The organism is Chryseotalea sp. WA131a (assembly GCA_025370075.1).
In the GTDB taxonomy this organism is placed as follows: domain Bacteria; phylum Bacteroidota; class Bacteroidia; order Cytophagales; family Cyclobacteriaceae; genus ELB16-189.
In genome coordinates this window covers 4,023,970-4,036,133 of record CP073016.1, presented here as the reverse complement: position 1 = coordinate 4,036,133, position 12,164 = coordinate 4,023,970, and the positions used below count along the sequence as shown (strand labels likewise).

Here is a 12,164-nt window from a genome sequence, read left to right as displayed (position 1 = left end):
GGGGATAATTTATTCTTTTCTAAATAGTTGATTTTCAAGAAATTGAAAAAGCACTGATCTCTTCAAAATCCGAACCGCAAAAGTAGTTTTTTATGGCGTTTATGCAAACAACCATTCATAGATATTGAGGGAAATTTTAAAGATGAATATTACCCGATTATTGTTAGGGTGGCTTTCAAGGCTTCGAGCCATCGGTTTAAAACTGCTTGGCTTCCGTTACCGCCTGAAATGTGCTATGTTTAAACAATGAGAATTGCATTCGCTTTATTAAGCCTACTGCTTTTAATTACTTGCACCAGCAAGCGAGATATTGTATCAAGATTACAGGGGCATTGGCACACAGTGGGCAACGATTACTACGATTCCACATTAGATATCAATGATTCTGTAGTAGTTTTTAACAAATACACGTTGGTTTCGTATAGTGAAGAGTTTAGTCTTTTTGATTCTGTCGGACGAAATCCAGTTTTGCCTTTTTATTGCAGCTGTGGTTCAGCAATCTTACCTGTTTTTTCCAAGTTCAAATTAAAAGAAGACTATTTGACTTACGATGACGAGGAGTTGACTGATTGTTCTGCATTCTCACCCTTGTCATTTGTTAAAAGCGATCCAAACAAATGTTTTCAACGGCACGCTTTTTCAGGATATTCTTGGAGGCTCAAGCTAGATGAATTTCTACCAAGATCTGGCAATTTTGTTAGTTATGATACCACTATTCGGAATCATCAGATATGCCATATTGGAATAGGTTATCCAAAGTATTCAGAAGATGGAACCAAACCAAGAATTCAAGCATTTGACGTATTTATTGAAAAAAAGGAAATCCCAAAATTGATCAACGAAGTTAAAAGCTTTGGACAGCCTGTTGCTCTCTATTTCATAATTGATTCCAGCGTGCCAATTGACTACGTAAAGTCTGTAATTAATGAATTCAAAAAAGAAAAATACAAAATCCAAGCAGTGTATCAACTCGTAGAATCCAACGGTCAATTGGGCTACCAAGTAATGCAGTTTTAATTGCCTGTATTTGCGTCAAGCGGGGTTTACGCGTAATACAACGTTTTCGTCCTCTTTATTCCATTTCGAAATCTGAATAATGAAAATCATTCCTCCCAAACGTCCCCTCCAATTCTTCTGCTGGTTTTGCCGCGAAGATTATATAGAGGAGATTGAAGTGGATTTGACAGAGGTTTTGCCAAACTGATTAGGAGTTCAAGGTTAGAGTCAGATTGACTTATGAAAAATTATTTTCAAAATCCCTGCAACCTCTTTCATTTTGCGAAGTATATTCAATGTTCATTATAAAAACTTCCTCGCCATGCTCAAGAATTACTTCAAAATTGCCTTTCGCAATCTCGTAAAACAAAAAGGCTATTCGTTTATCAACATTGCAGGGCTGGCCACAGGCATGGCAGTCGCCATTTTAATTGGCCTTTGGATATCGGATGGATTAACCTACAACACCTATCACCCCAATTACGATACTATTGCACAGGTCTGGCAGAACAATGTATATAATGGCGAAGTGCAGTCGCAGGTTTCAAATCCGTATGTGATGGGCGAAGAAATTCGAAGCAAATATGGCAGCGACTTTAAATATGTACTTCAGGCCACCTGGAACTTCACACGCATTCTCACCGTAGGCGAAAAGAAATTCAATAAGGATGGTTATTACTTCGAGCCTGAAGTAACAGAAATGCTTTCGCTCAAAATGCTGAAGGGCACACGTGATGGATTGAAAGATCCGTATTCCATCTTGTTATCGGAGTCGTTGGCTAAAACCTACTTTGGCGATACCGACCCGATGAACCAAATGATTCGCATCGATAATAAATACGATGTGAAGGTGACAGGTGTGTACGAAGACTTGCCGTACAACACATTCTTTCGCAATATGAATTACATTTTGCCTTGGGAACTCTACCTGATTAGCAATGACTGGATCAAGAAAATGGAAAATCCGTGGGGCAGCAATTTCACCCAAACATTTGTGCAAATAGCTGAAAATGCAGACATGGAAGGAGTGTCACAAAAAATAAGAGATGTAAAATTGAACCAACTAAAAGACGAGGGAGACCGAAAGTATAAGCCGGAAGTTTTTCTTCACCCCATGAGTAAATGGTATCTCTATTCCGAATTTAAAAACGGAATAAACTCGGGAGGACGTATCGAACAAATCTGGTTGTTTGGCACAATTGGTGTTTTTGTTCTTCTTTTGGCGTGTATCAACTTCATGAACCTGAGCACCGCCCGATCGGAGAAGCGTGCTAAAGAAGTGGGCATTCGCAAATCCATTGGTTCGGTACGATCGCAGCTGGTGGTCCAGTATTTTAGTGAATCGCTTTTGGTCGCTTTCATCTCTTTTTTAGTGGCTTTGCTGGCCGTGCAATTGATGTTGCCAACCTTCAATCAGGTAGCCGATAAACGATTGACCATGCCTTGGGGAAGTGGCACTTTCTGGGTGGCTGGCATTGTGTTTAGTTTGTTCACTGGCTTGATTGCAGGCAGTTATCCCGCACTCTATCTTTCTTCTTTCAATCCGGTAAAAGTTTTGAAAGGAACATTTCGTGTTGGTCGTTTTGCTTCGCTGCCTCGCAAGGTGTTGGTGGTTGTTCAGTTCAGCGTTTCTGTGATACTCATTATTGGAACGGTAATCGTATTCCGGCAGATTCAATTTGCCAAAGACCGGCCCATCGGCTACGAAAGAAACGGACTTGTGCAAATGTTTATGATCACTCCGGAATTGCACAAACATTTTGATGCGGTTCGAAACGAACTAAAATCATCGGGTGCTATTTTGGAAATGGCGGAATCGGGAAGCCCTCCTACGCAAATATGGAATACCAATGGTGGTTTTGAATGGAAGGGAAAAGATCCGGCTTTGGCGGTTGACTTTCCGAATACCAGTGTAACGTTTGACTATGGAAAAACAATTGGGTGGCAGTTTGTGGAGGGAAGAGATTTTTCGCCTGAACATGCTACCGATTCTTTAGCCTTTGTAATCAATCAGGCAGCTGCTAAGTTTTTAGGATTTGAAAATCCGGTGGGTGAAATGTTGAAGTGGGATAATAAGTCGTATACGATTATTGGCATTATCAAAGATATGATAGTCGAGTCGCCCTATGAGCCTGCCAGAGCCTCGTTGTTTCATATTTCGAAAGATGATGGTAATGTTATTCTAATGAAGCTCAACCCTGCAAAGGGTTCACACGAATCTATCGAAAAAATAAAAGCGATTTGTGAAAAATTTAACCCAGAATCTCCCTTTGAATATCAATTTGTTGATCAAGAATATGCACAGAAGTTTCAAGGAGAAGAGCGTATCGGAAAACTGGCGAGTTTCTTTGCCGGCCTTGCCATCTTTATCAGTTGCTTGGGCATTTTCGGATTGGCTTCATTTGTAGCAGAACAACGTTCGAAAGAAATTGGAGTGAGAAAGGTGTTGGGGGCATCGGTATTTGGATTATGGAAAATGCTCTCTGGTGATTTTATCTTGCTGGTGCTCATCTCTTTTTTGTTAGCTGTGCCTATATCGTATTTCTTGATGGGTGGCTGGCTTGCCAAGTATCAATATCGTACAGAAATGGCGTGGTGGATATTTGTAGCAGCCGGAGCAGGTGCTTTGATCATCACACTGGCAACGGTGAGCTATCAATCCATTAAAGCGGCAATGGCGAATCCGGTAAACAGCTTAAGGACAGAGTAACTCTGAATTAATCTAAATTGTGTTTACCTTGGCAGATAACGCCATCGGCTACGTGTTCAACTTTGGAGATGGAGGAACGAAAACCGCCTCTTTAAATGTCATTACCTACAAATTCAAAACCCTTGGTATTAAAACATATACCGTTACCGTCCTTACCCTTTAATCAAGATTTCTTTATCATTCTTAACGTTGCCATGGGCAGCAATTTTGGTGGACCAGTCGATGCATCCATAAACAGTGCTACCATGGAGATTGACTATTTGAGAGTGTACCAATAGGATTTTTTTTACGCTTGGCGTGCGAAGTATCAGGCAATGTTCTGGGTATTTCTGTACCTTGCTCCATGCGTTTATCCATTGACCTCAACTGCGACATGGGCGAGGGCATGCCCAACGATGCGGCTATTATGCCTTTCATCAGCAGTGCCAATATTGCGTGCGGCTATCATGCGGGCGATGACGAGACCATCAAAGATACGATTGCCCTTTGCCTGCAACATCACGTAGCCATTGGCGCACATCCAGGGTTTGACGATAAACCCAACTTCGGGCGAACGAACATGAAGTTGACTTCGAAGGAACTTTATGATTTAATCACCCTTCAACTTTTTATCATTGATTCTGCTTGCCGCAACCAAAGTGCGGTGATGCATCATGTTAAGCCGCACGGTGCGCTATACAACATGGCAGCGAAGGACGAGGCAATGAGTCGCACCATCGCGCAAGCTGTTTTTGATTTCAACCCAAAACTGATTTACTACGGATTAAGTGGCAGTCATATGATTTTGCAAGCAAACCTTGTTGGGATAAATACAGCAAGCGAAGTATTTGCCGACCGCACCTACCAACCCGATGGCTCGCTTACTCCACGCACAGAAAATAATGCATTGATTGAATCTGAAGAAAAATCCCTCAGCCAGGTGATGAAAATGGTAAAGGAGAGCAAGGTGGTAGATGTTACAGGCCAACCGATCCAAATAAAGGCGGACACGATTTGTCTGCATGGAGATGGTGCACATGCAGCAGCGTTTGCAAGTGCTATTCATCATCAATTAAAGAGCGAGGGCATCAAAATCAAAGCGCTTTGAGGAGAAAGAAATCCGCCATACTCGGAGCTGCATTCTTGATGGCCACTTCGGCCATAGGCCCTGGCTTTCTTACCCAGACTACTGTTTTCACGCAGCAACTGTTGGCGAGCTTTGGTTTCGTTATTTTGATTACCATCTTACTCGATATCGGTGCCCAACTTAATATTTGGCGCATTCTAACCATGAGCAATCTTCGGGCGCAAGATGTTGCCAATAAAATTGTTCCGGGCCTTGGTTATTTTTTGGCGGCCATTATTGTGTTGGGTGGAGTGGCGTTTAACATCGGTAATTTGGCCGGTTGCGGCTTGGGCTTGGAAGTGTTGTTTGGCATTCAACCCGAAGTAGGCGCAGCCATTAGTTGTGTGGTGGCGCTGTTTATTTTTTGGTTGAAAGAAGTAGGCAATGCGCTTGACACATTTGCCAAAGTGCTGGGGATACTGATGATTTTGTTAACTGCTTATGTTGCTATTCATTCACATCCTCCACTGCTGGAAGTAGTTCATCGCAGCTTTATTCCTGAGCGCATTGACCCACTTTCAATCGTCACCTTGGTAGGTGGCACCGTGGGTGGATACATTAGTTTTGCTGGCGCACACCGTTTGTTGGATGCTGGCATTACCGGAACAAATAATTTATCACAGGTCAATCAGAGTGCTGTGAGTGGAATCGTTATTACGGGTTTGATGAGAGTGGTTTTATTCTTAGCAGCGCTAGGCGTTGTGGTTAGCGGAACTGTTCTTACGAAGAATAATCCTGCCTCTTCGGTCTTTCAAGTGGCGGCTGGTGATATTGGTTTTAAATTTTTTGGGATTGTAATTTGGAGTGCGGCCATCACATCGGTGGTGGGATGTGCGTACACATCCATTTCTTTTGTCACTAGTTTTCACCAATCATTAGCAGACAATCAACGCTACATTATCTCAGGGTTTATATTATTTTCTGCAACCATTTTTATTTTAGTAGGCAATCCTGTTCGGTTGTTAGTGATGGCCGGTACGGTGAATGGCATCACGCTACCTGTTGCGCTTGGCATTATTTTATTGGCATCGCGCAACAAAAAAATCATTCACGGCTATCAGCATCCTCCATGGCTTGAAGTGATCGGATGGATGGTGGTGGTGTTGATGGGGGCGATGAGTGCATATTCGCTGGTGAAATTCATAAACAGTTAGATAACGTGCAACGGATTAGCAAACGTTGTAAAATTGCAGAAACCCATTTTCTTCACGTTCAGCTCTTTTCGATTTCGGAAGCTTTAAAATAATCACCCAACATTCTAAAATAAACAATAACTTGGTTGACTATTTTATAACCTATTACCTATGTCCATCAAAGTCGCGGTTCGTCATCAAATGAAATATGAGTATGATCGCGCAGTTGGTCTTTCACCTCATATCTTTCGATTACGCCCCGCGCCCCATGGCCGCACACCCATCTTATCGTACTCGCTCAAGATCAAACCCGAAAATCATTTTATCAACTGGCAACAAGACCCATTCGGCAATATGTTGGCGCGTGTGGTTTTTCCTGAGAAGACGACCGAGCTAAAGTTTGATGTGGAGGTGATTGCCGACATGATCGTGATCAACCCCTTTGATTTTTTTGTGGAGAAGTATGCCGATGATTTTCCGTTTACATACGATGCACAACTAAAAAAAGAATTGCTTCCCTATTTTGAAGTTACCGAGAATGGGCCACTTCTTCAGCAATGGGTAAAGTCGATCGATATTTCAAAAAAGAAACCCATCATTGATTTTTTGGTAGCGTTGAATCAACAAGTGTGGAAGCAAACGCAATATACCGTGCGGCTCGAGCCTGGCATTCAATCGTGTGAGCAAACATTGAATTTGAAAAGTGGTTCGTGCCGCGATTCGGGATGGCTGCTGGTGCAAGTGCTTCGCCATCTTGGATTGGCCGCGCGTTTCGCCTCGGGTTATCTCATTCAATTGAAGGCCGATGTAAAAGCATTGGACGGGCCCTCGGGTACTGAAAAAGATTTTACAGACTTGCACGCGTGGGCCGAAGTATTTATTCCCGGTGCAGGATGGATCGGGCTTGATCCCACTTCTGGATTGTTTGCGGGCGAAGGACATATTCCGTTGTGCTGCACGCCTGACCCGGTGAGTGCTGCACCTGTTACTGGCCTCACCGATGTGTGCGAAGTGACATTTGGTTTTGCAAATGAAGTCGTGCGTATTCACGAAGACCCACGCGTGACAAAGCCGTACACAGACGAAGAGTGGGCAACCATCATTGGGTTGGGAAACAAAGTGGACGAAGAGTTGCAACAAGGTGACATGCGATTGACCATGGGTGGCGAGCCTACCTTTGTTTCCATCGATGACATGGAAGCAAAGGAATGGAACACCGGTGCCGATGGCCCTCAGAAACGAAAACTGGGAGCGGAGTTGATTCAGCGATTGAAAAAATCATTTGCCCCAAACGGGTACATTCACATAGGCCAAGGCAAGTGGTATCCGGGCGAACCATTGCCACGCTGGCAATACTCCGCTTATTGGCGAAATGATGGACAACCTATTTGGAAAAATGATTCGCTATTGGACCTGCCTACCGGACAGGCAGGTGTGAACGAAAGTCCCTCGCGCTATACCGTGGCCGATGCAGAGAAGTTAGCGCATGAATTGACCAAGTTTTTAAATATTCCGGCAACGCATGTCCATCCTGCTATGGAAGATGCTTTTTATTTTTTGTGGGAAGAAAACAAAGTGCCGGTCAATTTAGATCCGTACAAAGCAAACTTGAACGACCCGCTGGAGCGACAAAAGTTAGCGGAGCTCTTGACAAAGGGATTGGGCAATCCGGTGGGCTATGTTATTCCCTTGGAGTGGAACCATTGGAACAACCGATGGATTTCGTGTCAGTGGCCTTTTCGGAATAATCATTTGGTATTGATACCGGGCAACTCAGCCATTGGCTTGCGCTTGCCATTGAAATCCATTGCGTACCTGCAAGAAACCAAAACACAGCGCAAGGTAGAGCGAAGCACATTTGAAGAACTTCCTGATCTGGAAAATTTTCACAGCACAGCAGAAAAACGGTACAATAAACCTATTGCTGAAGAAAATCTACCAAAAGAATTTTATCAACCTTCGCTGCTCGAAGAAAGTGAGGACGAAAAAGACAACCACAAAAAACCACAGACCACTACTTCAAAACACAAAAAAGAAAAACCTGAAGAGGTAACACCTTCGTTTGAAGTTTACACGATCAAAACTGCTTTGTGCATTGAAGTGCGCGAGGGTAAGATTTATTTCTTCATGCCACCGCTCACTCACGTGGAGCATTATTTTGATTTACTTGCTTCCATTGAGGCTGCCACAGAAAAATTAAATTTGAAAGTGGTGATTGAAGGCTACGAGCCACCGTATGATAATCGCGTCACCAAACTTTCGCTCTCGCCAGATCCAGGTGTGTTGGAAGTAAACATTCATCCGGCTAAAAGTTGGAAGGAGATTGTTAGCAACTACGATATTCTTTTTGAACAAGCACGGCTCAGTCGGTTGAGCACGGAGAAATTTAATCTCGATGGAAAACACACCGGCACCGGTGGAGGTAATCACATCACTATTGGTGGAATGAAGCCAGCGGATAGCCCGCTGTTGCGCAGACCTGATTTGCTGCGAAGCTTAATCACCTATTGGCAGCACCATCCCGGGTTGTCGTACCTTTTTTCTTCTTCGTTTGTGGGGCCTACCAGCCAAGCACCACGTGTAGACGAAGGCCGGCAGGAGATGTTGTATGAGTTGGAGATAGCATTCAATCAATTGCCCGAGCAAGGCGAAATTCCGTTTTGGATGGTCGATCGGATTTTTAGAAATCTGTTGATTGACATTACCGGCAACACACACCGTGCAGAGTTTTGTATCGATAAACTCTATTCACCCGATAGCTCCACGGGTCGATTGGGTTTGCTAGAGTTTAGAGGATTTGACATGCCACCCAATAAGCACATGTGTATTGTACAACTGTTGTTGATCCGTTGCTTGTTGGCAAAATTTTGGAAGACACCTTATAAACACAAGTTGACGCGTTGGGGCACAGAGCTGTATGATAAATTCATGCTGCCGCATTATGTGGAGCAAGATTTGGCAGAAGTGGTCACCGAACTGCAAGAAGCAGGATACCCCTTTCAACTAAAGTGGTTGGAGACATTTTTTGAATTTCGTTTTCCGTTGTATGGAAAAATTGCCGTGCAAGACATGGAGTTGCTGTTGCGCATGGGCATTGAGCCATGGCATGTGCTGGGTGAGGAATCGTCCAGTTCAGGCACCACTCGTTTTGTCGATTCATCGGTGGAGCGCGTGGAAGTGAAAGTAAAAAATTTCAACCGAGAGCGTTACATGATTGCGTGCAATGGTGTGCCAGTGCCGCTGCAATCCACCTTGACTAAAGGCGAATATGTCGCGGGCATTCGTTACCGCGCATGGACGCCACCATCGGCCTTGCACCCTACGTTGGGCAAAGACGTGCCGTTGGTGTTTGATGTGATCGATACCTGGAATCACCGCGCCATTGGTGGCTGCACCTATCACGTGGCACATCCGGGCGGAAGAAATTACGATACATTCCCTGTCAATTCATACGAAGCAGAGGGAAGAAGAATCAGCCGCTTTTGGACGCAAGGCCATACGCAAGGCACCTTCACGCCTTCTGAAAATTTTAGCACTGTGTCACGGTATGTAGAGCCAACCCAAGTGCCCAAAAATTTTGATCCGCCTCCGTTGATAGTAAGTCCAGAATATCCACGAACTTTAGACCTTCGCCAATTTTGAAAAGTACCCTGATGGATAGCACACTTCAAAATCCTTCCACCAAAATACTCACATCCGGTTATCTTACCGACCAAAAGGTGATAGACGAGTGCTTTGGACAAGATGAGCAGCCCAAGCAATATTGGAAGCAGCTCCTTTCTAACATTGATGCGCTGGGTGTAGCCCAATTGAAAACCCGCCAGGCAGAACTACTGAAGCAACTGCAAGAAAATGGTGTTACCTACAATTCATACGGAGATAGCAATGGACTGAATCGACCTTGGTTGCTGGATGCCATTCCGATGATGGTTTCATCACAAGAGTGGCAGGGCATAGAACAAGGCATGAAGCAGCGGGCTTATGTGCTCAATAAAATTTTAGACGATCTCTATGGAGAAAGACTTTTACTAAAAAATGGAATCATTCCTCCTGAATTGATTTATGCGCATCCTGGGTTTTTGCGGCCTTGCGATCAAATAAAATTACCAAGTAACCATCAATTACCGATTTACTCGGCAGATCTTTCGCGGGGGCCCGATGGAAAAATTTGGGTAATAAAAGATCGCGCACAAGCACCCTCGGGCATGGGCTACGCGTTGGAAAACCGCAGTGCATTGAGCCGTATCGTTCCAGAATTGTTTCAGCAGCATCAGATTGCCAAGCTCGGAAGTTTTTTCAGCAGCATGATGCAGACCTTGATCCAGATTGCACCCCAAGGCAAAGAAAATCCTCGCATTGTATTGCTCACACCAGGACCGAATAACGAAACCTATTTCGAACACGCATTTCTTGCTTCGTACTTGGGGCTTACCTTGGTGCAAGGCCAAGATTTGATCATGCGCGATAGCTTCGTGTGGATCAAAACGGTAGAGGGTTTAGAAAAAGTAGATGTGATTTTGCGTAGGGTGGATGACACCTTTTGCGATCCGCTCGAACTGCGCGAGGATTCTCAACTGGGCATTCCGGGTTTGTTACAAGCCGTACGAAAGGGCAATGTGGCCGTGGCCAATCCGTTGGGCAGTAGCATTCTTGAGAATACTGGCTTGATGGCGTTCATGCAGAACGCATTCAAGTTTTTTCTCAATGAAGACCCACTTCTACCCATGATTGCCACGTGGTGGTGCGGTCAGAAAAAAGAAATGGACTATGTGATTGATAACCTGGATACATTGGTGATCAAAAGCATTGAGCGCATGAGCAGCTTTAAAACAGTAATGGGCAGAAGTCTCTCAAAAGCACAGAAAGATGAATTAATTAGAAAAATAAAATTTGAACCGTTCAAATATGTAGGTCAAGAAGAGGTGGCGTTCTCCACTTCACCTGTTTTCACAAAAGAAAAACTAGAACCTCGCTTCACGGTGCTTCGCACTTATTTGGTAGCCAACAAAGAAAACTATGAAATGATGCACGGTGGCCTTACCCGGTGCTCGCCCGCGAAAGGCAGTTTCTTGGTTTCGAATCAAGATGGTGGCATTTCGAAAGACACATGGGTGGAGTCCGTGCCAGAAAAAAATAATTCTTTCCCATTGATTCAACGTGCACCGGATATGAACCGCAAAGCGGTATTGCCTAGTCGCGCGGCCGAAAATTTATTTTGGGTGGGTCGCTACACGCAGCGCGTGATTCGCTCCGCTCGCTTCATTCGGATTGTGTTGCGAATTCTTACCGAGAAGAATTATGCCAACCAAGTTAATGATTCAGCCTACATAAAAATATTGTTGGAGACTATAACGCACCTCACTGACACCTATCCCGGATTTGTTGAATATAAAAAAGGCGAGCTGGAGAATCCATTAAAAGAAATTCATCAACTCATCTGCAATCCCGAGCGCGTGGGAAGCATATTGTTTACTTTAAATAATCTGCTCAAAGCGATGTATGGTGCCCGAGACCGGTGGACGATGGACAGTTGGCGCATCATTGATGAAATTGAAAATGTAAGAAGAAGAATGGGAGCGGTGGAGCCAGATGGAATCCGCTATATCTTTTCCTTAATCTATCAACTAGAGGGTGGACTCCTTTCTTTTTCAGAGATGACGCGCCAAAGTATGTACCGCAGCGATGGGCGCACCATGTACCGCATGGGCCAATTGATTGAAGAAATTCTAATGGAATTAGGGCAGTATCAACCAATCCTATCGTATGAATATGACGAGAGCACGGAGTTTCAGCTTTTGGAAGCCCTACTCATGAGTAATCAGAATCTTTCTTCTTACCGATCTGTTTACCGCACCCTGTTGAGCGTATCGCCTGCAGTCGACTTGTTATTTTTAAATGGTCAAAATCCTACCTCGCTTATTTCACAATTAGAAGGCCTGCTAAAATATTCAAAAGCCCTTGCACAGAAAGGTGGCACTCATGCCGACAATGAAATTTCGTTGTTGGTGTTTGAATGTTACAGTCAAGTTCGGTTGATGAATATTGACCAATTGATGGAGGCTGACCCAGAAACGCATCATCGCAAAGCCTTCGGTGAGTTTTGCGGATCCTTGCAAAGTAAAATTTTGCTGCTGTCTTCTAAGCTAAGCGCAAATTACTTTAGCCATACTACCTATCAGGCGCAAGGTGACAAAGACGGATTTCAATTTGAAGTGTAACC

The 12,164-nt window shown here is 44.1% G+C and carries 7 protein-coding genes; all 7 read left to right on the top strand.

Annotated features, from left to right (window positions below):
- The first annotated feature begins 246 nt into the window (after positions 1 to 246).
- The 7 genes from KA713_18450 to KA713_18420 all read left to right on the top strand — a co-directional run bounded on the left by KA713_18450 (position 247) and on the right by KA713_18420 (position 12,162).
- Complete coding sequence (locus KA713_18450; protein UXE66407.1) at positions 247 to 1,017, top strand: hypothetical protein; 771 nt, start codon at positions 247 to 249, stop codon at positions 1,015 to 1,017.
- A 301-nt stretch (positions 1,018 to 1,318) separates the two neighbouring features.
- Positions 1,319 to 3,706, top strand: coding sequence for an ABC transporter permease (locus KA713_18445; GenBank protein UXE66406.1), 2,388 nt, complete (start codon positions 1,319 to 1,321; stop codon positions 3,704 to 3,706).
- A 95-nt stretch (positions 3,707 to 3,801) separates the two neighbouring features.
- Positions 3,802 to 3,984 (top strand): hypothetical protein, encoded by a 183-nt coding sequence (locus tag KA713_18440; protein ID UXE66405.1) that lies wholly within the window; start codon positions 3,802 to 3,804, stop codon positions 3,982 to 3,984.
- A 65-nt stretch (positions 3,985 to 4,049) separates the two neighbouring features.
- Positions 4,050 to 4,793 (top strand): LamB/YcsF family protein, encoded by a 744-nt coding sequence (locus KA713_18435; protein ID UXE66404.1) that lies wholly within the window; start codon positions 4,050 to 4,052, stop codon positions 4,791 to 4,793.
- 38 nt (positions 4,794 to 4,831) lie between these two features.
- Positions 4,832 to 5,965 (top strand): divalent metal cation transporter, encoded by a 1,134-nt coding sequence (locus tag KA713_18430; protein UXE69188.1) that lies wholly within the window; start codon positions 4,832 to 4,834, stop codon positions 5,963 to 5,965.
- 150 nt (positions 5,966 to 6,115) lie between these two features.
- The gene (locus KA713_18425; protein UXE66403.1) at positions 6,116 to 9,586 is read left to right on the top strand and encodes a transglutaminase family protein; all 3,471 of its coding nucleotides are present in this window, start codon (positions 6,116 to 6,118) and stop codon (positions 9,584 to 9,586) included.
- Positions 9,583 to 12,162 carry a circularly permuted type 2 ATP-grasp protein gene (locus tag KA713_18420; protein UXE66402.1) on the top strand — a complete coding sequence of 860 codons (2,580 nt, stop codon included), beginning with the start codon at positions 9,583 to 9,585 and terminating at the stop codon, positions 12,160 to 12,162. The genes KA713_18425 and KA713_18420 overlap by 4 nt, the downstream gene beginning before the upstream one ends.
- Positions 12,163 to 12,164: the final 2 nt, after the last annotated feature.

Coding starts and splice junctions, on each gene's coding strand:
- KA713_18440 (UXE66405.1), top strand. CDS start 3,802: ATGTCATTACCTACAAATTCAAAACCCTTGGTATTAAAACATATACCG.
- KA713_18430 (UXE69188.1), top strand. CDS start 4,832: ATGGCCACTTCGGCCATAGGCCCTGGCTTTCTTACCCAGACTACTGTT.
- KA713_18435 (UXE66404.1), top strand. CDS start 4,050: ATGCGTTTATCCATTGACCTCAACTGCGACATGGGCGAGGGCATGCCC.
- KA713_18445 (UXE66406.1), top strand. CDS start 1,319: ATGCTCAAGAATTACTTCAAAATTGCCTTTCGCAATCTCGTAAAACAA.
- KA713_18425 (UXE66403.1), top strand. CDS start 6,116: ATGTCCATCAAAGTCGCGGTTCGTCATCAAATGAAATATGAGTATGAT.
- KA713_18450 (UXE66407.1), top strand. CDS start 247: ATGAGAATTGCATTCGCTTTATTAAGCCTACTGCTTTTAATTACTTGC.